The sequence below is a fragment of the Xanthomonas sp. D-36-1 genome, assembly GCF_017746155.1.
In the GTDB taxonomy this organism is placed as follows: Bacteria; Pseudomonadota; Gammaproteobacteria; order Xanthomonadales; family Xanthomonadaceae; genus Xanthomonas; species Xanthomonas cissicola.
In genome coordinates, this window is record NZ_JAGHWR010000078.1 from 1 (window position 1) to 24855 (window position 24855).

Here is a 24855-nt window from a genome sequence, read left to right on the forward strand (position 1 = left end):
GAGTTGTTCAGGGCGGACTCGATAGAGGAAAAGACAACCCCGCTACCGCCTTCAAAGCACGCCCCTGCTTTGAGTCCACATTGAACGAACACCGTACCGCACTCCCTCGGGTCGCGGTACGACCGCAGCATCCCTTCGCCACCCAGGCCAGTGCCCAGGCAGCCACCTTCACCATCCTTCTGGAAGCGGTGCATCTCATGCCCGCGACCGGATCCCGCCATCGAAGGAGCTCCCCTGATGACACACACCTTTCCCAGGCGCTGCCATGCACTGCGCATCACGCCGCTCGCGGCCATCATCCTGGCCAGCGTGTCCGCCCCTCCAACCGCGGCAGCGCAAACGCAGCCCCCAGCGTCCGCGGACCTCTCGGTCCTCCCCACTGTGACAGTGACCCAGCAATCCGACCCAACGCAGCGCAGCTCAACCGGGACAAAAACCGACACGCCTTTGATCGAGACGCCCCAGTCAATTTCCGTAATCCCTGCCGATCGCATGACAACGCAAGGCGTGACCAACGTGAAAGAAGCGCTCAGCTACTCCCCGGGCGTGATTCCCACGCGCTTCGGCGCCGATTCACGCTATGACTGGATCTCGCTGCGCGGCTTCGATGCGTATGCGCCGGGCTTCTACCTGGACGGCATGCCGCTGCGCAACAACGGCAACTGGGGCATCTGGCCGATCGAGAGCTACGGCGCCGAGCGCATCGAGCTGCTGCGCGGCCCGGCCTCGGCGCTCTACGGCCAGAGCGGCCCCGGCGGCCTCGTGAACGCGGTGAGCAAGCGCCCGACGGCCGAGCCCCTGCGCGAGGTGCAGGTGCAGGTGGGCGACCACGGGCGCAAGCAGATCGCGGGCGACTTCTCCGGCCCGCTGCGCGAGGACGGCACCCTGCTCTACCGCCTCACCGCGCTCACGCGCGATGCCGAGCTGCCGGCCGGCGGCATGAAGGACGACCGCACGTTCATCGCGCCCTCGCTCACCTGGAAGCCTTCGAGCGACACCAGCCTCACGCTGCTTTCGCAGTTCGGCCGCACCCGCGCGGGCGTGTTCTCGCGCACGCGCCCCGCCGTGGGCTCGCTCGTGCCGACGGCCATCGGCACGTTCATCCCGAGCGTGCTCTTCGCCAGCGACCCGACGCACAACCGGTTCGACCTCGACACCTCGATGGTCGGCTATCTGTTCGAGCACCGCATCAACGAGGCCTTCACCGTGCGCCAGAACGCGCGCTACAGCCACCTCGACGTGGACTACAGCGCCGTCCAGGGCCGCAACTTCATCACCGTGAACCCCGCCAACCCGCGCGACCCGGCCAACTTCACGACGCTGCGCCGCACCGTGTCGGGCAGCAACGAGCGCATCCGCGCGTTGAACCTCGACAACCAGCTGGAGACGCGCCTGCGCTCGGGCGACGTGCAGCAGACGGTGCTCGTGGGCCTGGACTACCAGCGCACGCGCATCGACCAGACCAGCTACAGCGGCGGCTCGGCCAGCTCGCTCAACATCTACAACCCCGTGTACGGCGGCGCGGTGCAGATCCCGGCCCCGTGGTACGACGGCGTCGCCACGCTGGCGCAGACCGGCTTCTACGTGCAGGACCAGATCAAGTGGCGCGACCGCTGGCTGCTGACCCTGGGCGCGCGCTACGACCGCGCCAGCAGCGAGGTGGACAGCCGCCTGGACGGCAGCCACACCAAGATCTCCGAGAGCCGCGCCACCAAGCGCGCCGGCCTCACCTACCTGGCGCCGAACGGCTGGGCGCCGTACGTGAGCTATACCGAATCCTTCGTGCCCACGGCCACGCGCAATCCCGCCACGGGCCAGCCGTTCAAGCCCGAGACCGGCCGCCAATACGAAGCCGGCGTGCGCTACCAGCCCGAAGGCGGCAAGCAGAGCTACAGCGCGGCGATCTTCGATCTGCGCCGCAAGAACTACCTGACCGCCGACGACAACTTCGTGCCGCGCCAGACCGGCGAGGTGCAGGTGCGCGGGCTCGAACTGGAAGCCTCGGCCGAGGTGCTGCCCCGCCTGAACCTCGTGGGCTCCTACACCTACACGCCCACGGCCGAGATCACGGCCAGCAGCACCGCGCGCGAGATCGGCAAGCCGCTCACGGCCGTGTCGCGCAATGCCGCAGCGCTCTGGGCCGACTACCGCTTCCCGAACCGCATCAAGGTGGGGCTGGGCGTCCGCTTCACGGGGTCGAACTACGGCGACCTGAACGCCGCGCCGGGCAAGGTCCCGTCCTTCACGGTGTTCGACGCGATGATCGGCTACGACATCGACCGCTGGACCTTCGCGCTGAACGTGCGCAACCTGACCGACAAGACCTACATCGGCAACTGCGACCAGTACGGCAACTGCTACTACGGCGACGAACGTCGCATGATCGCCACCGCAACCTATCGATGGTGAGACGCAGGTGCCGGCCGCGGCGCCGGCCGTAACCTGCAGGGTGCGAGCCCGGTGGATCAAGCATCCACCGGGCCGCCGAAAAATCATGACCCTGCCGCAATACGGTTCTGCTGCCGCGCCTATTGCCTCGCACTCATGGATCCTTCGACCCCCATGATGGCCCGCTGGTCACGAATGACGGCCGAGGCTCGCATGACGCTCTACACGACCGACTACCTTGAGTACTACCTCACCCTCGTGGGCTGGATCGTCCAGAACGGCGTCTGGAACATCCTCGTCGCGAGCGGCGCGTTCGCCCTGCCTTTCGTCGCCATCGTCGTCCAGGAATGGCTGCGGGCGCGGGGAGAGGGAGCGGACGAAGGCAACAAGGGCGTGCTGTCGGCCGCCCGCATCGAGAACCGCGTGTGGGCCGCCGTCGTGGTGATCCTATTCGCCGGCATCCCCTTCATCGATGTGGATCTCCAGACGATCCAGTTCGATGCGAGCCGCTCCAAGCAGTGCAAGGTCGATGTGGCGACACCCCAGGACACGCGGTGGTCGCAAGCCTTCACCACGCTCAACAACCAGAGTGCGCGGGTGCCGGTGTGGTGGTTCTTCATGCATGCCATCTCCAAGGCCGTGACCGGCGCGGCCGTCGCGGCGATCCCCTGCGGAACGGACCTGCGGCAGATGCGCATGGACATCGACAGCACGCGCATCGACGACCCGGTGCTGGCCCAGGAGGTGGCCGACTTCACCCGCGACTGTTACGGGCCCGCCCGGGCGAAGTTCTTCATGGGACGGCCCGAACTCTCGCAGGCCCAGATGGACGATGTGACCTGGATCGGGTCCAGCTATTTTCTGGGCACGGGTGGCTTCTACGACAGCTACCACTCCCAGACACCCCGCGCATCCTGGCCCTACGACACGACCCGCGATGCAGGGCTGGCGCAAGTACAGAACGGCGGCGGCTACCCTACCTGCAGGCAATGGTGGAGCGATGGCGAGCGGGGTTTGCGCAGCCGGCTGCTGGCCCAGGTGGACCCAGATTTGCTTGCCCGCGTAGGACGCTGGGCAAGCTTCGTTTCGCGGCAGCAGGCCGACGACGCGATCATTCGCGCCATCGCCGCGCCCCGCCAGCAGACGATGAACCAGGGACAGGCCTATGCCGACTACGGTGGCCAGGTTGATATGACCCTGCCCAATATCGTCACGCGAGGTGCGGCCGATGTGGGACTCGCCGCTGGCTCCGTCGTGTTCTTCCCGGCCATGGATGTCGTCCGACAGGCCCTGCCGATGGTGCTGTCGTTCCTCAAGATGGCCATGGTGATCTGCGTGCCGCTCGTGCTTTTGTTCGGCACCTACGACCTCAAGGCCGTGGTGACGATGAGTTGCGTGCAGTTCGCACTCTTCTTCGTGGACTTCTGGTTCCAACTCGCCCGCTGGATCGACAGCACGATTCTGGATGCCCTTTACGGCTGGAATTCACCTCACAGCAACTTCAATCCCTTGCTGGGACTCAACAACGCGTTCGGCGACATGCTGCTGAACTTCGTAATGGCCATGATGTTCATCGTGCTCCCCAGCTTATGGATTGCCGCCTTGGGTTGGGCCGGTGTTCGTGCTGGCAACATCGCTCAGATGCTCACGACTGGCACGGAGGGTGCTCGATCCGCCGGAGGCAAGGGCGGCGATATCGCAGTCAACGCAACGAAATCGCTACGTTAGCGATGGCCACCATCGTCAGGGCTCTTCCTCCTCGCCTGGATCGATCCGAACCTCGCCCCTGTAGAGGCCATATCCTGCGATGCCGTCTCTCCACCGAGTTTCCTCTGTGGTGTCGAGGACATCAATGCGTATAGCAAGCCAAACAACGGCCATTGCTGTGACAAGCACAACGCCCATCCAGAAAGCAAAGTAGAGCAGCGCTCCGACCACCAGTAGCAGGACACAGGCGCCCACACCATTTGCCAACCTGGCAGGTGCCCCAACAGCAACCATCCAAGCAATGAATCGCCGATCCTGAAAGAGCAGCCAACGCCACGCACGCGAGGTCGCACGCCCTGCCCTGCGGCTCAATGATGCATTCGGCTGGGAAGTTGCCATCGGAGTGCCCTCCTGCAGTTCCTCGAAATCAGACGTTAAACGGGTTCCGGATCGACAGGCTTTCCTCAATGATGAGGCCGTGGTGCATGTCTTCGGAGTAGAGGGTCTGGCATCCCTCGATGGCTGCCGCCGCCACGATGCAGGCGTCGTAGAACGAAAGTTGGTGCCGCTGCGCCAATTGGCGAGCGCGGTCATGCACGTCGACCGTCAGGGGGACAATCTTGCAGAACGACCGCACCAGTGCAAGAAACTGTCCAACCTCATCCCACCCCATTCTGAGCTTGCGCACGCAGACGTGGGTCACTTCATTGAGCACCTGGACGCTGATGACGGGACGGCGCTGCAGCAAGGCCTCCGCGCCGTCCGCCTTTGCCGCATCCTCCGACAGCAGGTAAAGCACCACGTTGCTGTCGAGGAACACTTTGCCCTTACCCGCGGCCATTGGCCTCGTCCCGGTTGAATTTGAAGTCTGCTGGCAACTTGCCGCGGAAGGCACGGAGCCGCTCCAGCATGGCCTCTGGTCCCGGTTTCTTGCGTACCGCGAACAAGCGCGGGTCGTCGACGACGATCTCGATGTCATCTCCTTCCCGCAGTTCCAGCGCCTCCACCAGACTCGACGGCAGGCGTACCGCCAAGCTGTTACCCCACTTTGCGACTTGCATAGCGACATCCAAAGATATACAAAACAATGTATATCCTACACCTCTAGTGATCTGGCGCAAGCAGCCTGCTCAGTATTCGCGCAAAAGGGGCAACTCCGCTGCAAAAAGGGGAACGGAAGGGCCATCAAGGGGAAAGGCCCTACCTGGAAAGAGAAAAGGTTGCCTGTTCTGCGCTGCAGCATCCAAAACAGTGACGCATGCCATGGAGTCAATCCTGCTAACAGCCACACGCGCCGTCACGCACACGTGGCGGCCGATCAGGCCACTCGAGTCACTTGCAGCGCCTCGATGCTTGTGTACGGCAACGGAGAATCATCCATAGCGACCAACCGCGCGCGTGCATTCGTCAATCTAGCCCGATTGCGCTGCCACCGAGTGCGCCTCCCATTCCGAACCTGATATGGCGGTACGGTCTACTTCATGCAGCCTGCCTGCACGAAGCTCCAGTACCCGGTCTGCCGAGGCAATGGTCTCGGGTCGATGGGCAATGATGACGCGGGTTATTGTCAGCCGGGCCAAGGCAGCATTGACTTGCTGCTCGCGACGCACGTCAAGATGACTGGTGGCCTCGTCCAGCAACAAAATGCGAGGCTTCTTGTAGAGGGCCCGCGCCAAGACGATCCGCTGCTTCTGGCCACCGGACAGCGAGGAACCCATGTCGCCGATCAGCGTGTAGTACCCCATTGGCATCGCCACGATGTCCTCATGCACGCCTGCCAATCGTGCGACTTCCTCCGCACTGCCATCCGCCGGCCCATTGTCGAACATACGGATGTTGTCCAGGATGGAACCATTGAACAGTTGATCGTCCTGCATCACTGTGCCCACCATCGCACGCAACGCGTGCTTGCCGATTTGCTGCAGGGTCCGCCCACCGACGAGCACTGCACCCTGCTCGGCATCCAGCAGCCCGACAACCACCTTGATCAACGTCGTCTTGCCACAGCCCGAGGCGCCTGTGATTGCCACCGATTCTCCGTCTCGCACCTGCAGGTTGCAGTGGTCCAAAACCAGTTCTTCACCGGAACCATAGCGGAATGAAACATCCCGCAACTCCAGTCCGTGATCCTGTGGCTGTGCGGGATCTTGGGCATGGAGCCCCTCTTCCGGCGTCTCTAGCACGATGTCGGCCAAACGCTCGGCGTGCAGATCCAGCATGCGAAACTCAGCCAGGTAGTCGGCCAGCGCTCCAGCACGGGTGGTGAACTGGTAACTGAACACGAAGAAAGCGATCAGCATGCCCGCGGTCAGTGCCCCCTCAAGCACCATGGATGCACCAATCCACAGGATGAGGACACGCTGCAAGTTGAAGGCCACAAACTTGAACATGTCCAGCAGGATCGCCAACCGTTGTACTTCGATCTCCCGGTTCAGCGTGTCCACCGCCTTGTTGGCATACAGGCCTGCGTGGATCGCGCCACGGTTGTGTAGGCGGATGGCCTGCATTCCGCGCATCACCTCAAGGAAATGTGACTGCTGGAGCGCTTGCGACATCAAGTGTCCGTGCTGCGCCTCGCGCATCCAACCGAAGGACAACACCTTTGCCAGTGTGTAGAGGCAGAAAGAAACCACCGTGATCACGGTCAACAGAGGCGAATACAGCAGCATGAGTACCAGCGTCAGCAGCGCCATCACCCCATCAAGGAGGCCCTCAATGAAGCGGCTCGTCAACGTCTTCTGGATGTCGGCGATGGAGCTGAAGCGGTTCTGCAGGTCACCGAGTTGGCGGCGCTCGAAATAGCGCTGCGGCAACGATACCAAGTGGGTGAACACGTTGACACTCCACCCGTAATTCAGGCTGACGCCAAGCCGGGCGACGCACCAACTCCGTAACGCGCCGACGCTGGCGTGCAACACCATCATGATGAGGAAGCCCAAGCCCAGCAAATTCAGCAAGTCGCTGTCTTGGAAGGGCAGCGCAACGTCGGTGATCACCTGCACCAGCAACGGCGCCAAAAGTGCCATCGTTTCCAGGCAAAGCGCCAATAACGCCAGCACGCCCAGAGAACGCTTGATGCCGCCCAGGTTGCCGGTCAACCGCAGGATCCCGACGCGTGCAGGACGCAACGGCGGCTTGTACTCTGCGATCGGCTCCAACTCCAGCGCGATACCGGTGAAATGCCGCGAAAATTCGGCGTGCGAGAGTTCGCGCCGGCCATGCACCGGGTCATGGATGACTACGCCATTGCGCCTACAGGCCCAAAGCACGACGTAGTGCTCCATGTCCCAATGAACGATGCATGGCATCCGCAGTTCCTGCAGATCTTCCGGCTCAAGCCGAAGCGCCCGAGAACGCATGCCAAGCGCGGCACCGATTTCCATCAAATGACTCAGTGTCGTGCCGTTGAGCGACAGAGGGAAGCGACGCCGCAGTTCCGATAGATCACTGTGCCGCCCGTGGTATGAGGCGATCATGACCATGCAGGCCAGGCCGCATTCGATGGTCTCTGTCTGCAGGATGACCGGCAGGCGCCTGCGCCAGCCAAAGCCAGGCACGGCGCTCATTGTGTCAGCTCCCCAAACACCCAGCGATACATGGGCCGCCGCTGCGTCAGCAGACGGACATCTACGATCATCCCTGCGGAGAGATATCGGCCATCCGTGCGGTCTGCCGGCGACACTTGTACCTCCACTCTGTACAGCCCTCTCTGCGGCCCATTGCTTGGTACCCTAGACACATCGGTGACTATGCCGCCGTCCCATTGCTGCGTGCCACGGGGCAGCGCCCGGTAATGCACACGTGCGGCCATGCCCGGATGGATATCGGGCACGACGGATTCGCTGACCCATGCCTGCACGGCGCCCTCTCTCCCGTTATGCGCCAGCACTTCGCCAGCGGCCGTCAGCGATCGCCCGTAAGGCAGTGCCAGGCCGATGCTCAGCAGCAGAATGGTCGACACGATGCCTGCGGCCACCAGCAGCCGCAAGGACCGCGGCGTAGCCATGCGAACCGCGCCAAGGGCATGTCGCGCGCTTCGGGCGGCCACGGCTTCCTCCCTGAAAACTCCCATCGCCCCTCCTTACTCTGCATCCATCAGGGAATAACGCGTCAGCCGACGATGCGGCCATCGCTCATGTGCACGCAGCGCTGCGCCATGGCAGCGAAGTGTGCATCGTGCGTCACCATGCATAGCGTCACGCCTGCTGCGTGTAGTTCTTGGAGCATGCCCATCACCATCGCACCACTGCGCGAGTCCAAGTTGCCGGTGGGCTCGTCCGCCAACACGATCGAAGGCTCGCCCACCAGGGCGCGGGCAATGGCCACACGTTGCTGCTGCCCACCAGAAAGCTGCGCCGGCAGATGCTTGGCGCGGTGGGCCATCTCCACCCGCTTCAGCGCCGCCATGCCGCGTTCGCACCGCTCCTTGCCCGGTACCCCTCCGCGAAGCTTCAGCGGCAGGGTGACGTTGTCCAGCACACTGAGGTCGCCGATCAAATTGAACGACTGGAAGATGTACCCGATGTGCCGGTTGCGCGTGCGTGCGCGGTCGGCCTCGAACATGTGCGCCACTTCCTGTCCGCGCAGCATGTAGCTGCCCGCCGTCGGCGTATCCAGAATACCGAGAATGGACATCAGCGTGGACTTGCCGCAGCCGGATGGCCCCGTGATCGAGACGAACTCGCCAGAGGCGATGTCCAGTGCGACGTCGCACAACGCATGGGTGAACGCCTCATCGGTCTGGAAGGTCCGCTGCAGCCCTCGCAGGCGGATGACCGGTGACGCTTCGTTGGCTCGCTCAGTCCAGGCGCAGGCGGGACTGGTCATCGTAGGCACTCATATCGGAAAGGATGACGCGATCACCCTGTTTCAATCCACCCTTGATCTCCACGAAACGACTGGATTCATGGCCGATCGTCACCGGCACGCGCTGTGCGATGTCGCCTTGCACCTTGAACAGCCGGGCTTGGCTATCGCGTTGCGCATTGACGGGAGTGCGTACGAACAACACGTCCGCCAAGCGCCCTAGCGTGATCGTGCCATCCACGGAGAGGTCGGGACGTGCGCCAGGCACCAGCGTGTCGCTAAACGCAATGCGTACCTTGACGGTTCCATCCACCACTTCCGGGTCGATGCGCGACAGGGTGCCGGCCATCTTGCCGTTGCGGGTATCGACCAAGGCGGCCTGGCCTGGCTGCAGGTCGCGGGCCTCGGTCTCGGGGATCCGCAGTTCAGCCTCCAGCTCTTCCGGGCGCGAGACGAGTGCCACCTTGGTTCCCTCGGGCACCTGCTGCCCTTCCTCCACCAGCACGCGCTGTACCACACCTTCCACGCCAGCCCGCACTCGCAGGGCGTCGACCTCCCGTCGGCGCAGATCCATTGTGTTCTTCAGCTGCGACACCCGCAACGTATCGGACTGCAGGCTCGCCTGCGCGTTGGCGTCGATCTCGGCCACGCGTGCCTTCTCGACCCGTTGGCGGCTGATCAACTGCGCCAAGTCGATCTCAGTCTTCTGATACTGGATGCGGGGGATGACGTCCTTGTCCAGCGCCATCCGTTCGATCTTTTCCTGTGCCCGCGCAGCGGCCAGTTCGCTTTCCACCTTGCCCAGCTCGGCGCGTGCCTGCAGCGACTGCACGCGCAACTCGGTCTGCTTGACCCGATGGTCCAGCACCGCAGCTTGGTACTGCATCTCGGCAGCAAGGTAATCATCTTGCACACGGCCGTTGTGCAGTTCGAGGATCACTGTATCGGCTTTCACCCGGGTTCCGGGAAATACCACGATGCGTTCCACACGCACATCCGTTTCGGCCGTGAGCCAACGAGTATGACGTGGCACCAGGTTGCCCGTTCCGCGTACGCTGAGCAGCATCGGGCCCCGCTCCACCGTACCGATCAGCACGTTCGAGCGCGGCACCACTGCGTCTTTGCGGCCAGCGACCAACACCACTACGGTGATCGCCGACAACACCGCGACGATCACGGACAACACGACGATGCGCTGACGCTTGCGCCGGGCGCCTCCCCCAACACGCTGCTCATCCATCTGCGGTACCGTCATGCCGCATCATTCGCCCCCACCCATGCGCACCGTGCCCTTGCCGTCACGCTGTTCGAAGATGAAGCGATAGGTGAGCGTTACCGGCTCGGCTCGCGAAGGCGACTCACCGCAACTGCCATATGTCGTGCGCTTGGTCTCCAGGTCCGGGAACAAGCAGCGCAATCCTGGCTCGAAATGCCACATCGCAACGGCCGAGCGGGCCGCCTGCAACATGAGGGGATCGAGCGAAGCACTCGCGGGGCAGCGCGGCGGTTGCTCCAGAGGTGTGCTCGCCGGTACCCGGCCATCGGCTCCAACAACCACCTGCAAACAGACGGTGCTCGGCGGCAGGGCCTGTCCGAGCAGGGATGGAGGATATGCGGGGGGCTTATTGCCCTCATCCTCCAAAGGAGGAATGAACGACTCGTTATCGGCCAACACCATGCGATGGCTGGCGACCAGTTCATCACTGATCTCGTTCATTCCGACCTGGCCACCGCGCGCCGCAATGGGTGGCGGTTCGGCCGGCCCCACGCTGGCGCATCCGCCCAGGGCCAAAGTAAGACACACAGAAAGCAGGACATCACGCATACGCAATAGACTCCTCGTAGTCACCCTTGGTGGGACAACACGCCACTTTCAATCACCGATGCCCTGAGCTGGGCCCACAGCCGCCTGCCGGCCTCAGTGAGGTTCGTGCACGCGTCGAGCGCGCGCATGTAGTGGCTTTCAAACCAGATACGCTGCATGTCGCGCCGCCCCATTGCAGCTTTGTCCAGTCTTTGTATACGTGCAAGATGCTGTTGGAAGAGTAGAACATTTCCCACCGCATGCGCACCTATGATCACCCGCCCCATGGTTTCATAACTTCGCTTGAGCGGTGAATAGAAGGCGGCTTCCTGGTCTTCGCGCAATAGCGCGGCCACCATGAGGAACGCGGCCACGTACTGTCTGGAAGACTCCTGCACGATCAGCTCAGCGCAATGCACCGGATCGTCCGGAGGGTCGAGGGCTAACAGACCGGGAAAGGCACTGCTGCCGTGTACTCTCGCGTCATTCAGCCCTGGCCCTGCAAGCAGCAGGTAGCCGGCAAGCCCACCGCGCACCCAATTGAGATGTTCATCGCCAGCGCTAGCGAGCAGCGCGTGTGCCGCCTCGACGCGCCGAACCGCGGCATCCATCGCCGCCTCATCCGCAACCGGGGGTAATGGCCCACGCTGCTGGTCAGGCCATGGAAAGCCATGCGAGGCATTGCTCACCCCTGTGCGAACGACGTAGAAGCCTTGGTCATGACCGATATGCCCCACTGGCCACGCACGCTGAATGCTGTCATTTTTGCAGAGCATCCACCTGCCTGCGTGTGCCTGGAACGCATGGTTGCTGCGTGCATCCTGCACGAGCAGCACTTGCCCGTCGGCGAGTACGGACACAGCGCCCTCCACATCGATCAGGCAGCCATCCAGGAATACCCGCCCGGCGCTAGCCAGTTGCGCGCTGAACCGACCCTGCTGCCCGCACGCGAACGTCGCAATGGCCCACTGCAGTGCGCCCTGGCAAAGCGCAACCACTTGCTCTCCAACTGACTCCACAAGCCCAATCTCAGGCCGCCAGGTCGCAGTCTCCGGCAGGTCGAGCGCCTCAAGGGCTTCGGCTAGCTTCTCCTGGCCTGCTCCGCGCAGACGCGCTGACAGGCGCACCCGCGAAGCGGCCAACCGGGTAGCCGCCAAGACACCGATGATGTCCGGGGCGCTTGAGTCAGTGGCACAGGCAAAATCTTCTGCCAGCAGACCCAACTCATCCATGCGCTGACCCTTGCTCACATGCACTAAACACTTCGCTCGGCGGACGGCGGTGCATCAGCGACTCGCGAACGAAGAAGGTCGCCAACCATTTTTCACCCGCCAACACCGGCGCGCCCGCGTGCAGCGTCAACGAAGATGGATCGGGATGAGGGTAACCGAAATAAAGCGCCGAGCCGCACTGCGGAACCACATCGATCTCGACATCGGAGAACACGGTCGTGCCACCCGACTCTGGGACATTGAGGTAGAGAAGCATGCTGCCGATGCGATTGCCACCCCGCTGCAGCAGTGCCTCGGTAGCAGACAGGCCTATGTCAAAGTAGTCATGGTGCGGCACGAAGTCGGCCCCCGCACCGTAGCGCACCACTTGAATATGCTCCAGATGATCCACCGGCCATTCCAGCAGCGCCGCGATCCGTCTCTCGATGGCAGCGACCAGGGCAGACTCTTGCGGAGTGATGAATGTGCTCTGGCTGGTTCGGGTATAGCTGGCAATAGCGCTTGCGGCCCTGTCGCCCGTATTGATGATTTGCGAACGGGCCAAGCGCGGTCGCGCCAGTTCGATCAACGCAGCGCACTCGTCAGGGTCCAACACATCGTCCAGCAGGATGAGCCTGGGCGCACGCATCCTCGCTATCAGCCGTACACGGCGGCCGTCCAGCACGATGGAGCCATGACTGCGCCACAAGCCGTCCCCAGGCTGTGCCTGCGACTGTGGCATTTCGCTTGGCAACGGCCATACCGATGGAGAGCTCATGGCGTCTTGGCTGTCTGCTCCGCAGCGACGGCGGCCCAGGTATTGTTCGGCCCGATGCTATTGCGTTCGTCGAACGCCCGCTTGGCGTGCGGGCCACTGGCATCGACATAGTGAACAAACAGCTGTAGCCAGTAGCCCTCCTCCAGCGGCTCACGCCAATGCGGAACCTCGATGCCGCGATAGAGCAGCATGTCTCCCACATCCAGCAATACTGGCTTGTCCTCACTTTGCGAATGCACCCAGACCGGCCAGATCGACGCACCGGAGTAGCCTAACGTGAGGGTGGCGCTGAACTCGCAAGCATCGCGGTCGGTGTGCCGTGTCAGTGACGAACCACTTGTGTAGAAGCGCAGAAACGAATAAGTGGGCAGCAAACGTCGACCGGTCAGCCGCTCCAACACCGGCTGCAATTGAATGAGCATCGACTCGCCCAGCGCGTCGGCGTAACGCCCTAGCGACTGTGTAGGCTCATCGTGCGTAAAATAGTCCGTGCTATTGAGATGCAGCAGCGCATATCGCTCGAACAACTGGCACATCGCGGGTGGCAGCGCGCATGGAACGAGCAAGTGATCGCGGCCTCCCAGGACACGGACGTCATCGACGGAGGATCCAGCGGAACGATTCAACTCGCTGATCTGGGCATTCATGCAGTGGGCTCCATTGGGGTCATGCTCTGGGGTTGGTCGCGGAACCAGATCGTGGCGATCCACTTCTCGCCCAACATTACCGGTGCACCGCTATGCAGCGCCAGGTCCTGCTCGCTGGCCGTGGGGAAAGCGAAATGAACTGCGGTGCCGAGGTTCGCGATAATTTCCAACTGAGGATCGGCAAACACCGTCTCCCCGCCTGCCTGCGGCGTATTGAGATAGACCAGCACCGTCGCTACGCGTTGTCCACGACGCCCCAGATGCGCCGCCGATGACGGATCGCGTACATCGAAGTAGTCCTGATGGTTCTCAACACCAGTGCCCGGCGTGTACCGAACCACCTGCACTGGCTCGGCGCAGCAGGCATCGCGACCTGCCAGAAGAGCTGCGCGCGCCTCAAGCGCACGCACCTCCGCGTTCTCGCCGGCGGCGAAGTACATGCTGTGGCTGGTGCGCGCACGCGACACGTGACCGGCACCATCTTTGGCGTCCACATCGACCACCTGCGACGGAAGCAGGCGAGCGACGGAAGCGTGGATAAGTGATCCTGCTTCGGCCTCGTCCACGAAATCCCGCACTACGGTGAGATCCGGCCGGCGACAGGAAAGCATCACGCGCACGGTACGGTCGCCGAGGTCACGAGACGGCGCCAGGCTACCCCGCGAGCCGCCCGCATCCAAAGGTGCCCTGGAACCAGAGAGCGGCAACACGGCATCGCGCGCAGAAAAACGATGAAAGCCACTGGCCACCAAAGTGGACATGGATTCCTCTGGACTGATGCCCGCAGCACGCTGCTCGGCCACCCACGCGTTGAGGCAACGATCCGGCAGTTCAGGCATGAGCCACCTCCGCGATGGTGGCATTGGCATGGCGATCACCTTCCGCCAACGCGGCCTGGATGGTGTCGTACAGGCGTTTCAAGACACTGCAGTACACCGAGCGGTTGTTGAATCCGGCGTCACTGCTGAAGCGGTGTTCCAACTCGCCGCCCCGGCAGATCGCTTGGTGCCTGCAGCCCATGCACTGATCAGGCAAGGTTCGGTACGCGCGCTCGATCTCCCTCATGATCGGCTGGTTCATCCATTGGCGAAAGCTGGCGGTTCGCACGTTGAAATGCTGCTGCGTTCGAAACCATGCCACGGCCGCCATGTAGGAGTCGTTCAATGCCATATCGCCATCACTGTGGATGACCAGATTGACCGCCGACATATCCAATGCCACCCCACGGCGATGCAACGCGATCCGGTGCAGAACATCGCTGAACTGCTTCACGTAGACATTGTCCTGACCGCTCAGCAACCAACGCTCGAACATAAGGCACAGCGCGTCACCGAACCTGTCCATCTCCACGCTGTCTGCGCTGAGGCTATCCCAGCTATGGTCCGGCAACAAGAAGTTCAGCAACCCCACGCCCAGCGTATCCACGAAATGATCGTAGATGCGCCCATAGTCGAAATCGGGATTGAGTACCGCGATCAGGCTGATCGGCCGGATGTGTCCCTCCCGCGCGGCGCGCTGCAGCCGGTACAGGGTGCGCTCGATCCGGTCGTAAGAACCGCGCCCTTTGTGATCGAGACGATGAATATCGTTGTAGTCCCGAGGACCATCGAGACTGACTCCTATGTGCACATCGAATTCGCGCGCGACCTCCAGCCAGTCATCTGACAGGTGCACGCCATTGGTCTGGGTGATGAGATGCAACACGCCTACCCGGGGTCTCAGCTTTTCCACGATCTCCGCGCACAGTGCGCGGAATGATCGAGGATTCATCAAGGTAGGCTCGCCGCCATGGAAGGCAATTGCCAACTCACCGATATCATAGTCCTCTGTTGCCTCGACCAGCCGCGCGATGGCTTGTCGCGAGACGTCGCTGCGAAGCAGCGCCGGTCGCTCATGCACATCGGAATAGGCGTCGGCATAGTAGTAGCAGTAATCGCAATTGAGATTGCATCGCTCCGACAGTTTCAGATTCACCACCAGCGAGGAAATACGGGGGCTTTCCGAAAGCACTTCCATGCGGCCACTCCAGCTGTCCGACCGGTACTCGTGTGAGAGCCAGGCCGCTGCGCCATGTTTCTTGCGCATGCGGCGCCTACCGGCGCCGCATGCAGGTCAGTTCATCAAGCGATGTTCGGCTTGACCGGGGTCGGTGGGCCGACCTTCACGAATGCACCGGCAGCGGCGATATCGCGCGCCTCCGACTCCGTCAACACGCGCATGGCAAGCTTGCGTGCGGCTTCCTTACGATCGACAGCGCTCTTCTTCTCATCATTGGACATGCTCATCTCAGCTCCTTCTTGAATGTTGCCTGGCCGGCAACGGGCATCCGTGGTAGCACGGAATTGATCAGGTCTTGGCTCATTCACCACGCAGGGCCTCCATCGGCGATACCCGTGAGGCTTGCAACGCCGGTACCAGATTGGCTACTGCGCAGATTAGGCCGAACAACATCAGGACAACCAGCATCAACAGCGGATCGAAAGGATCGATACCGAACAACCTGTCCGAGAGCGATCGACCAACCAGCAGCGCAGCAGGAAGCGCGACCAATGCGGCTGCGGCGTACAGGCGAGCGCCCTCGGCGCCAACCAGGGCCAGCAAATGGCGACGATCCCCCCCCAACGCCAAGCGCACACCGAACTCGCGGGTACGGGATGCCACAGAGAAGGCAAGCAAAGCATATAGGCCCACAGCGGACAGGACCATAGCCACGCTCACCAAGAGCTTGAGCATCATGTTCAAACGCAGCGCATCGCCCAATGTCTCCTGCACGATCGCCTGCATGGTCCTGATCTCATGGAAGCGAAGGCCAGCGGCAGATCGTCGCAGCGGATGCTCCAGCATCGGTCGGACTGCCGACAACGGCAGAGATGTGTTGACGATCACCGAAACGCTGTCGGCTGGCATGTCTGGAAGCGGCCAGGGCGTTTCCATGGGCCGATAGACAGTGGCATATTCGTCACGCGAACGAAGGGAGCGCTGGCGCGCGACGCCGACCACGCCGACAACCCGATGGTCCCGTAAGCCGTTTGGCCCACTGACACTGACCAGACGACCCAACGGATCGCCGTCTCCCAAGTAGCGACTCGCGAACGTGGCATCGACGATGATCGTCGGCGCGCCAACCCGCGTTTCGTCAGCACGGAAGCCGCGTCCCTGCAGCAGCGGCAGACCCAGTGCCCGGAAATAATTTTGGCTGACGAACACTTCGTAGGCGTTGATCTCCCGTGGACCACCGTCGCCATCCTTGATATGCATTGTCGCCAGTGACACGTTGTCGCCGAACGGAGCCGTGCTTGCCAAGGCGACCTCACGGATGCCCGGTGCATTTCCTACTTCATCCAGCCAGGCGGCCAGCGCCTGACGCAGCGGTCGGACATTGACGTCTATGGAGCGTCGATCGGCACCCAACTGGCCGACCGATACCGGACCGCGGGCGAAGCCGATGTCTTCGGCGATGAGGTTGTCCGAGCTGCGGATCAGCAGTCCGGTACCGAACACCAGCACCAGAGTGCAAGCGATCTGAGCGGCAACCAGATGACGACGCAATCGTGCCCCGCGGGCCGAGCCGGTCTGCCCATTGCCGCCATGACGTAGCGACTGGGCCAGGTTCTGCCACAGCAATCCCGCCGCAGCGACGGTCATGGCCACGGCAATGACTGCCACCATGACCGCCATCGCGGCAACAGTCGCCAAATCCAGGCCTACATGCTGAGGCACGTTGGCCGGGAGCATTCCCGCTCGCTGCAGAAAGCGCATGCCCGGTGCCAGAAACGCTAACGCACCCAATGCCCCCAGCATGGCCAGCGACAAGGCCTCGCAGGCAATCAGCGCCAAGTTTCGCGCACGCCTTGCGCCGAGCGCCTCCATCAGCGCGAACGTGTGCTGACGACGGATCACGCTGAGTGCGAAAAGATTGCACAAGTTGGCCGTAGTCACGGCGAACACCATCAGCGCGGCCAGCGACATCAACGTCAGAGTGAAGACCCGGTCGCCAACCCACAGAAAGCGCAAGGGACGGGCCGATGGAGTTGCTGCGACCTGCTCGACGATCCAGTCCAAGCGCCGGTCGGCCGCGAGCCTCCTGCGCATCTCCTGGGTGGCGTCGTCGCTACTTTGCCCAGGCGCGAGACGGGCGATCGCTTTGAGGTCGCCGAACGATCCAGCCGCCTCGGCCGAGCGATCCTGCTCGCTGATCTTCATCGGCAGCCACAGGTGACGCTTCGCGTCCGGGAAGCCGCTGCCTTCGGGAACCACTCCAACAATCAGGCAGGATGCGCCCGATACGTTCAGCCGCTCTCCTTCGGCAAAAGCACGACCAAGGATTTGCGCATGGAAGTCGGCGCCCACCACAGCGCGGCAGGGAGCACCGATCCTCGTGTCGTCGGCGTTCAACAGGCGACCAGCGACCGGATGGATACCTAGCAACGGGAATATGTCAGGGCTGACGGTGACCGCCGAGACACTGCCAATCATCCGTGCGGCGTCGCTGTATAGGGTGGGTTCGGAGGTTTTGAAGGCAGCCATGCGCTGAAGGCTCTGCCCCGGGCTGCCCGCAGTCTCCAGGAAGGGAACCGACCAGCCCAAATCCAGCCCCAGGGTGTCTGAGCGCAATTGCAGCGTCACCAGACGATCGTCTACCGGAAAGGGCAGTGGCTTGACCAGCAGGCCATACATGAGCGCAAACATGCACGCGTTGAGCGCGATTGCCAGGGTTGCCAGCGCTACGATGACCCACGCTTGCCGGGACTGTGCCGTTGCCACAGTGGCCGAGCGTGCACCCTTCACAAACAATGCCCTTGCACCGGCAACTAGGCTGGCATACATCCCGCGCATTCCACGGACAACATTACTTTGGCAACTCCCGTTTCCATTGCAACTATTGCTCCAAGGCTTCGTCGTAACGTGGGAACTCGTGTTAGTAGCGCTATGCAGACCAGACTACACGCGGAACTCCGATAAAACAATCGCCCCTTCCCCCACATCAAGCGCGGTGCAATTTCTAGGAATGGCCTTCAAAAATTCCCGGTTTGCGCTGCGGTCAGAGCCAAGCATCACGGGAAATTTCGGCATGAATAAATTCCTCTGGGCGTGGACCCAATGGCCCAGGAAGACTCGCAATAAAGTTTTCCTGGGCGAGATGAAGCAGACCGTTCTTCGGGCTGCCGAAAGGTCGCTTCGCTCAAGCCGAAGTACGCGCCCGCCGGGCAGGATGGGGATCAGCATCGCAGGCGCCACAATGGCGAACAGCGGCATGGACAGGTTGAAGTTCTGGATCACGGCGCGCTGCGGGTTACTGTCGTAACCGCGCGGGTCGCACCACAGCTTGGGCAGCACCCGTAAAGCCGCCAAGTCCGCCTGCCGCGCCACCGGCTAACCCGGTGACCCTGTCAGCCACGCGACCACCCCTGCGCATGCGCGGAAGCCACTTGGCCATCAACATCGCGGGGCACCACTGCACCAGAAGCGTTCAGAGGATCGCTTTGAACAAGTCCATGGTGATCCACAGCAGCAGGGCCATGGTCAGCGGATCAGGAAACGCATGGAAGAAAGCATGGCAGCAAGCAGGACAGTTGTCACAGTGGACAACACAGGGTGATGCATGGAACCGGGCTCCGAAGGGCAAGAATGAACGACGATTGCCTCGGTGGCGAGCGAGCAGGGAGGGACCGCACTCTTGAGCGGCGGCTTTGTCCTTGAGACGCGTGGGCGTCAGGGCCTGTCGGATTGACTACCTTTAAAACGGTGTCGTAGTTAAGTGGACTGCTGGTTTGCGACAAGACCCTGCTGCGGGGAAAACAGCAGGGATCCAGCACATCTCGTCGGGCAAGGCGAACGTGTATCTTTGACGGCTACGGCTACGGCTACGGCTACGGCTTCGCTTGCTGCTCGTAGTCCGTCAAGTAATGCTCGGGATTGCTCTGCGCGGAAAGGTACTCGTCGTAACGCACCCACGCAGGGTTCGGGGATCCTGGAATATAGAGCTCACCGGCGCTTCCACTGAGGATCAGCAGAACATAGGGCCGGCCGTTGAGCTGCACCGTGTAGCGGGTGTCCTTCTCCGTCGCGGCGGTGGTCGCCAACAGAATCTTTTTGTCGATCGCGCTGTCGGAGTCCGTGACCTGGATCAATGCCTGGTTCTTCTCGCGCGGTCCGTACCGCAGCGTCCACGCCTTGATGCCATCCTTGGACGCATAGGTCTTCACCTGCGAGGCGATTTCTGCACGCGGTGTGTCCGCGTGTGCGGATGCGACGGTACCGCCGAACAGCGCGGCAAGAAGCACGGCCGTTGCCGGGATTTGACGCAGACGATAACGAAGTTTCATCGATCTCTTCCTTGGTGGTTGGGTCAGGAAACACATGGGCAGATTCAGGGAGGCAGGCTACACAGGCCAGTTCGAACTCCAACCGCCCGCGCCATGCACTCAGCCGCCCTGCCTGTATCAAGACGAATGAAGAGCCGACTTCCCCACCGCATGCCGCGGGCGATGCGCCCCATTCGCCGCATCCCAACCGCTCTCACCGATGCAGCAATTCAGGAAACCACCGCCGTTCCACCAGAGGAGGATTCGCTTGGCAATCCGTTGCCGGCAATCCTGCTTCGCCCCGTCCTGCAACAGAGCGCCTCTGCGACGAGCGTCGAACGAGCGCGCCATTTCCCTACCCTCCATCGGTGCGCGAACGGTGCTGCCAAGCGCGGCCGTTTGGGCTAATCTGGCCGAATGTCCAGCGCCGTCGACGAATGGTTTGTCCAGCACATCCTCATCCACGAGACCGCCCTGGTCGCCTATCTGAGGCGATGCTGGCCCAACCCCGATGACGTTCACGATCTGCGCCAGGAGGTCTATGCGCGCGTCTACGAGTCGGCCAGCCGCCAGCTTCCAGACATCCCTCGGGCATTCCTCTTTGCCACGGCCAATCACCTGGTCACCGATCGCATCCGGCGCAGCCGGGTGGTCTCCATCGAAGCAGTGGGTGATCCGGACGCCCTGCTCGTCTTAGTGGAGGAGTGCACCCCGGAACGCTGGATGGGAGGACGCCAGTTGCTCGCCCGCCTGACCCATGCCTTCGATCGGTTGCCGGACCGCTGCCGCGAAGTGGTGTGGCTGCGCCGTGTGCAGGAACTGTCGCAGAAGGAGGTCGCCGTGCATCTGGGTATCAGCGAAAAAACCGTCGAGAAACACATGGCCAAGGGCATTCGCCTGCTGGCCGATTATTTCCACGGCTCGGCGGCGCCTCCGCTTGCGGCGCCCGCCAAGGCACTCAAGTCGACGCGCGATGGACAGCAGGCAGATTGAGCACACCGCCGCGCAGTGGCTGGCGCGGCGCGAGAGCGAGGCGTGGGATGCGAGCGACCAGGTGCAACTCGACGCCTGGCTGGCGCAGTCCACGGCGCACCGCGTCGCCTTCCTGCGCTTGGAGGCGGCCTGGCGGGAAGCCGACCGCCTGAGAGCGATCGCCGCCGGCCTCCCAAAGGGCGGGCCACCCGCACGCGGGCGCTTCAGCGGCCGCGCCCTTGCCGCCGCAGCCCATGGCGAGTCGGTGCGCACTCCGGCCCTCCCCCATGCCGTGCAGCACCAACGCCGCTGGAAACTTTCGCTCGCCGTCGCGCTGGCCGGTGGCATCTTCATTGCCGGCGCGCTGTTCCTGGACCATGCCCCACCCGAACAACGGCAGCAGGCGAACGCCTACCAGAGCATGCCCGGTGCGCTGCGATCGCTGTCGCTGGCCGATGGCTCGCGCTCCACGCTGGGCAGCGACACGCGCATCAGCGTCGAGCTGGATCGCCATGAGCGTCACATCGCGCTACAGCGGGGCGAGGCGTTCTTCGAGGTCGCCAAGGACGCAAGCCGCCCATTCGTCGTGCAGGTCGGTGCGCGCCGCGTCGTGGCCGTGGGCACGCAGTTTTCCGTGCGCCGTGATGGCGACGAACTGCGGGTGGTCGTCACCGAGGGCACGGTGCGCCTGGATGCCGACCCGAAGGGTGGCAAGCCCCAGCCTCCGGTGCTCATCGCCGCGGGCGGTATCGCCGTGGCCGGACCCCACGGCGTCCTGGTGCGCAGCAGCACCATCGCGGAGGCAGAGCAGCAGGTGGACTGGCGATCGGGCTACCTCAGCTTCACCGACGCACCGCTGCGCGATGCGGTGGCCGAGTTCAACCGGTTCAACACGCGGCCACTGGTGCTGGCCGATGCACAGTTGGAAGAGCTGCGCATCGGCGGGCGTTTCAGCTGGCGCAATGCCGAAGGATTCGCGCGCCTGCTGGAGCACAGCTATCCGATCCGCGCCGAATCCCGCGCCGGACAGGTCATCCTCCACGCCCGCTGACCGGCAGCGGGCGACAGCCGCGCGGTGCCCCGCACTCCCGGGTGGGGGATCCGGCGCATTCGTTCGTCTTTACTAGCGGGCGCAACGGAGCGCCGTGAATCGTCAGAGAAGGACTGGATGCCGCTGCGTGCGTGCCCGCGATGGTTTGGCCTGATCTGCGGTGCGCTCGCCCTGCAGGCCGTCGCGGCGACCGCCACCATCGACATCCCGCCCGGCCCGCTGGGCACGGCGCTCGACACCCTTTCCCGGCAAGCAGGGCTGCAGTTGCTCTACCAGACGCAGCAGATCCAGGGCCTCTCCAGCCGCGGCGCCCACGGGGCATCGAATGCCGATCAGGCGCTGGAGCAGTTGCTTCAGGACACCGGTCTGGTGGCGCACCGCGATGTTTCCGGCGCGGTCCTGCTTCAGCCGGCACCCCCGAAGGCGGCCGATGGCGCGCAGCCACCGCAAGCGGCGAACAGCCTTCCGCCGGCACCGGTCGCGCTGGAACCCGTCCAGGTCACCGGCTCACGCATCGCACGCGCGCAGGTTGAGGGATCGGCGCCCCTGGCGGTCATCAGCTCCGAGCAGATCCGGGCCGGTGCCTTCGCCACCGTGCCGGACGTGCTGCGTGCCATGACGCAGAACATCGGCCAGACGCAGAGCGAGCAGTCGTTCGGCAGCGCGGACTACAGCCCCGGATCGCAACAGGTGAATCTGCGCGGGCTGGGGCCGAACCACACGCTGGTGCTGGTCAACGGCCGACGCATCGCCGACTTCCCGATGCCCTTCCAGGGCCGCAGCAACTTCGCCGATGTCTCCAACCTGCCGCTGGCCCTGGTCGAACGCATCGAGATCCTGACCGGCAGTGGATCGGCGGTCTACGGCTCCGATGCCATCGCCGGCGTCGTCAACATCCTCCTCAAGCAGCGGGCCGACGGCACCACGGTGGACGCGCGCGTGGGACAGACGGACCGGGGCGATGCGCAGTCGTCGGAGCTGGCGGTCTCCAGCGGCTATTCGCACGGCGCCTTCGATGGCGTGTTCGGCCTGCAGGCCGTCTCCCAACAACCGCTCTGGGCCTACGAGCGCAGCCGCCAGGATTCCACCCGCGACGCACCGGCCGAACGCGCCGCGGCGCCGCGCCGCACCTTCCTGCGCACCGACGCCAGCGGCACCTATCTGGATCCGGGCGAGGCGGCCTGCGCGCCGCTCGCGCAGCTCAATGGCGGCAGCACTGGATACAGCGCGCGCGCCGGGCAAGGCGCGCTCGATCCGGCGACCGGCCGGCGCGGCCCCGGCCACTACTGCGGCAGCTCCACGTCGATCGGCTACGGCACGGTGCTCAATCGCCGCCGGGGCGTCAACGCCCATGCCTCGATGCGCTATGCGTTCGGCGAGTCCCTGCAATGGTTCGCTGACGTGCAGCTGGGCGTGCATGCGGTTGCGCTGCTTCGCGATGTTCCCGGTTGGTCCTACATGGCGGCGGACGGCAATGAGCAAGGCGAGTTCTACAACCGCGCGACCGGGCAGGTCGAATACTGGAGCCGGCAGTTCACTCCCGAGGAAATGGGCGGACTGGGACGCAACCTGATCGAGACGCGTCAGAAGACCCTGGGAATCACGACCGGCCTCAAAGGCGCGTTCGGCGAGGCATGGTCCTACGAAACGGCCCTGAGCCATGCCCAGTACCGTGCCCGCATCAGTTGGCCGCGCATCGTGGCCGCGCGCGCGAATGCGCTGTTCCTCGGCCAGCCGTCCGGCACGGATCCGGACTCGGGCTATACCGTGTTCGATGCCGATCCCGCACGCCTCTATACGCCCTTGCGCCGCGCCGAGTACGACGCCATCGCCGCCCGCACGGAATACGCGCCGCGCTCGCGCACCGACACCCTGTCGGCCACGCTGACCAATGCGCAGTGGTGGAGCCTGCCCGGCGGACAGGCGGCCCTGTCGATGACGGCCGAAGTCGGAGGACAGTCCTACGACCTGCGCCCCGACCCGCTGGCGACGCAGTATTACTACTACAGCTGGCGCGATGCCGACGGCAGCGGAGACCGCGATCGCTGGGCGATCGCCAGCGAGTTGCGCCTGCCCGTGGCCGAACGGGTGAACCTCGGCATGGCCGCGCGCTTCGACCAGTACCGCTACGCCGGGCGGCGCGCCGGACGCTTCACCTGGAACGCGGGGTGGGAATGGCGGCCGCGCGACAGCCTGCTGTTGCGGGGCTCTTATGGGCCGGGCTTTCGTGCCCCGGACCTGCATTACCTCTTTGCAGGCGAAGGCAACGATGAAGCGACGGGCGTGGACTACTACCGCTGCGCCACGCAGGACGGCCAGGCGAGCATCGCCGCATGCGGCTTCAACGACGAGGCGCTGGTGCGCCGACGTCGCGGCAACCGGGCTCTCCAGCCGGAAACGAGCACCGCCTGGACCGCCGGTGTGGTGTGGTCCCCGCTGCAGGGCCTGGACCTGTCGGCGGACTATTACGCGATCGACATGCGCGACCAGGTGCAGGATCTGCGCGTGGACCAAGTCCTGCGCGACGAGGCGGACTGTCGGCTGGGACAGCGCGACGCGGATTCCAGCGCCTGCCGGGAGGCGATGGGCCGCGTCGAACGCAGGGCGGACGGCGTGCTGTCCGCCGTCTCGGTGGCGCCGATCAACATCGCGCGCGAGACCACCAGCGGCGTGGACGCAGCCCTCCATTACGAGGCGCAGACACGCTGGGGGGCGTTCGACCTCCTCATCAACTACACCTGGGTGCATCGCCATCGCATCCAGCGCGACGAGGATGCGGCGCTCGAAAGCGCGTTCGCGGTCAACAGCGGCTATGACGCGCCCCGCACGAAAGCCAACGCCACACTCCGCTGGTCGCGCAATGCCTGGTCGGCCAGCCTCCAGGGCCAGCGCCTGGGCCGCCTGCCCAGCGCGGACTCCTACCTGGAAATCCATGCACCGGACAGCGCGAGCAGTCCGTGGATCGCGGCGACCTACCGCTTCAACGGCACGCTGCAGTATCGCGTGACCGACCGTGCGCAGCTGTCGCTGGCGGTGACGAATCTCTTCGACGCCATGCCGCCGGTGGACCGCAGCGCGACGATCTACCCGTACTACGACGCGTCGTGGTTCGACACGACCGGGCGGCGGTTCGCCCTGCAGTACACCCAGAAGTTCGGTGGCTTGCCTGGGCACTAGCGGCCCGGC

General features: G+C 63.7%; 22 protein-coding genes. 5 read left to right on the top strand and 17 right to left on the bottom strand.

The annotated features are described in order from the left end of the window. The first annotated feature begins 237 nt into the window (after positions 1–237). Positions 238–2409, top strand: coding sequence for a TonB-dependent siderophore receptor (locus J7367_RS19180; RefSeq protein WP_057663836.1), 2172 nt, complete (start codon positions 238–240; stop codon positions 2407–2409). Between the two features lie 192 nt (positions 2410–2601). Next, positions 2602–4116 (top strand): conjugal transfer protein TraG N-terminal domain-containing protein, encoded by a 1515-nt coding sequence (locus tag J7367_RS19185; RefSeq protein ID WP_057663904.1) that lies wholly within the window; start codon positions 2602–2604, stop codon positions 4114–4116. Positions 4117–4131: 15 nt separating this feature from the next. Here J7367_RS19185 and J7367_RS19190 read toward each other — a convergent pair whose 3' ends face one another. The 17 genes from J7367_RS19190 to J7367_RS19270 all read right to left on the bottom strand — a co-directional run bounded on the left by J7367_RS19190 (position 4132) and on the right by J7367_RS19270 (position 19667). Continuing rightward, positions 4132–4494, bottom strand: coding sequence for a DUF3742 family protein (locus tag J7367_RS19190; RefSeq protein WP_057663839.1), 363 nt, complete (start codon positions 4492–4494; stop codon positions 4132–4134). A 28-nt stretch (positions 4495–4522) separates the two neighbouring features. Further along, positions 4523–4936, bottom strand: coding sequence for a PIN domain-containing protein (locus tag J7367_RS19195; protein ID WP_057663842.1), 414 nt, complete (start codon positions 4934–4936; stop codon positions 4523–4525). Beyond that, positions 4923–5156, bottom strand: a complete 234-nt coding sequence (locus J7367_RS19200; RefSeq protein WP_015463213.1) for an AbrB/MazE/SpoVT family DNA-binding domain-containing protein — start codon at positions 5154–5156, stop codon at positions 4923–4925. The genes J7367_RS19195 and J7367_RS19200 overlap by 14 nt, the downstream gene beginning before the upstream one ends. Before the next feature lie 351 nt (positions 5157–5507). After that, on the bottom strand, positions 5508–7661 hold the full coding sequence (locus J7367_RS19205) for a peptidase domain-containing ABC transporter (RefSeq protein ID WP_057663848.1): 2154 nt from the start codon (positions 7659–7661) through the stop codon (positions 5508–5510). Continuing rightward, positions 7658–8101, bottom strand: a complete 444-nt coding sequence (locus J7367_RS19210; protein WP_209028972.1) for a hypothetical protein — start codon at positions 8099–8101, stop codon at positions 7658–7660. The genes J7367_RS19205 and J7367_RS19210 overlap by 4 nt, the downstream gene beginning before the upstream one ends. Positions 8102–8205: 104 nt before the next feature. Next, entirely contained in the window at positions 8206–8922 is a 717-nt protein-coding gene (locus J7367_RS19215; protein WP_057663854.1) for an ABC transporter ATP-binding protein, read from the bottom strand. After that, positions 8894–10156 carry an HlyD family efflux transporter periplasmic adaptor subunit gene (locus J7367_RS19220; RefSeq protein ID WP_057663857.1) on the bottom strand — a complete coding sequence of 421 codons (1263 nt, stop codon included), beginning with the start codon at positions 10154–10156 and terminating at the stop codon, positions 8894–8896. Before J7367_RS19220 ends, J7367_RS19215 begins: the two co-directional genes overlap by 29 nt. 6 nt (positions 10157–10162) lie before the next feature. Then, a complete protein-coding gene (locus J7367_RS19225) occupies positions 10163–10726 on the bottom strand; it encodes a hypothetical protein (RefSeq protein WP_139792613.1) in 564 nt (187 codons plus the stop codon). A 20-nt stretch (positions 10727–10746) separates the two neighbouring features. Further along, a complete protein-coding gene (locus tag J7367_RS19230) occupies positions 10747–11937 on the bottom strand; it encodes an HEXXH motif-containing putative peptide modification protein (RefSeq protein WP_139792615.1) in 1191 nt (396 codons plus the stop codon). After that, positions 11930–12694, bottom strand: a complete 765-nt coding sequence (locus tag J7367_RS19235) for a 2OG-Fe(II) oxygenase (RefSeq protein ID WP_081028006.1) — start codon at positions 12692–12694, stop codon at positions 11930–11932. Before J7367_RS19235 ends, J7367_RS19230 begins: the two co-directional genes overlap by 8 nt. Then, the gene (locus J7367_RS19240; protein ID WP_139792617.1) at positions 12691–13341 is read right to left on the bottom strand and encodes a hypothetical protein; all 651 of its coding nucleotides are present in this window, start codon (positions 13339–13341) and stop codon (positions 12691–12693) included. The genes J7367_RS19235 and J7367_RS19240 overlap by 4 nt, the downstream gene beginning before the upstream one ends. Continuing rightward, the gene (locus J7367_RS19245; protein WP_057663877.1) at positions 13338–14180 is read right to left on the bottom strand and encodes a 2OG-Fe(II) oxygenase; all 843 of its coding nucleotides are present in this window, start codon (positions 14178–14180) and stop codon (positions 13338–13340) included. The genes J7367_RS19240 and J7367_RS19245 overlap by 4 nt, the downstream gene beginning before the upstream one ends. Continuing rightward, complete coding sequence (locus J7367_RS19250; RefSeq protein WP_057663879.1) at positions 14173–15426, bottom strand: radical SAM protein; 1254 nt, start codon at positions 15424–15426, stop codon at positions 14173–14175. The genes J7367_RS19245 and J7367_RS19250 overlap by 8 nt, the downstream gene beginning before the upstream one ends. Positions 15427–15461: 35 nt before the next feature. Then, complete coding sequence (locus tag J7367_RS19255) at positions 15462–15626, bottom strand: hypothetical protein (RefSeq protein WP_176214966.1); 165 nt, start codon at positions 15624–15626, stop codon at positions 15462–15464. Between the two features lie 73 nt (positions 15627–15699). Continuing rightward, positions 15700–18168: an ABC transporter permease gene (locus J7367_RS19260; protein WP_176214967.1), complete on the bottom strand. Its 2469-nt coding sequence runs from the start codon at positions 18166–18168 to the stop codon at positions 15700–15702. A 114-nt stretch (positions 18169–18282) separates the two neighbouring features. Next, a complete protein-coding gene (locus J7367_RS19265; protein WP_139792619.1) occupies positions 18283–18678 on the bottom strand; it encodes a hypothetical protein in 396 nt (131 codons plus the stop codon). Positions 18679–19211: 533 nt separating this feature from the next. Next, entirely contained in the window at positions 19212–19667 is a 456-nt protein-coding gene (locus J7367_RS19270; protein WP_244672342.1) for a hypothetical protein, read from the bottom strand. Positions 19668–20063: 396 nt separating this feature from the next. Here J7367_RS19270 and J7367_RS19275 point away from each other — a divergent pair, with 396 nt between their 5' ends. From J7367_RS19275 to J7367_RS19285, 3 genes are all read left to right on the top strand, one after another. Continuing rightward, positions 20064–20639: a sigma-70 family RNA polymerase sigma factor gene (locus J7367_RS19275; RefSeq protein WP_057663887.1), complete on the top strand. Its 576-nt coding sequence runs from the start codon at positions 20064–20066 to the stop codon at positions 20637–20639. Then, a complete protein-coding gene (locus J7367_RS19280) occupies positions 20620–21669 on the top strand; it encodes a FecR domain-containing protein (protein WP_057663890.1) in 1050 nt (349 codons plus the stop codon). Before J7367_RS19275 ends, J7367_RS19280 begins: the two co-directional genes overlap by 20 nt. Before the next feature lie 117 nt (positions 21670–21786). Beyond that, positions 21787–24846: a TonB-dependent receptor gene (locus tag J7367_RS19285; RefSeq protein ID WP_081028009.1), complete on the top strand. Its 3060-nt coding sequence runs from the start codon at positions 21787–21789 to the stop codon at positions 24844–24846. The last annotated feature ends 9 nt before the right edge of the window (positions 24847–24855 follow it).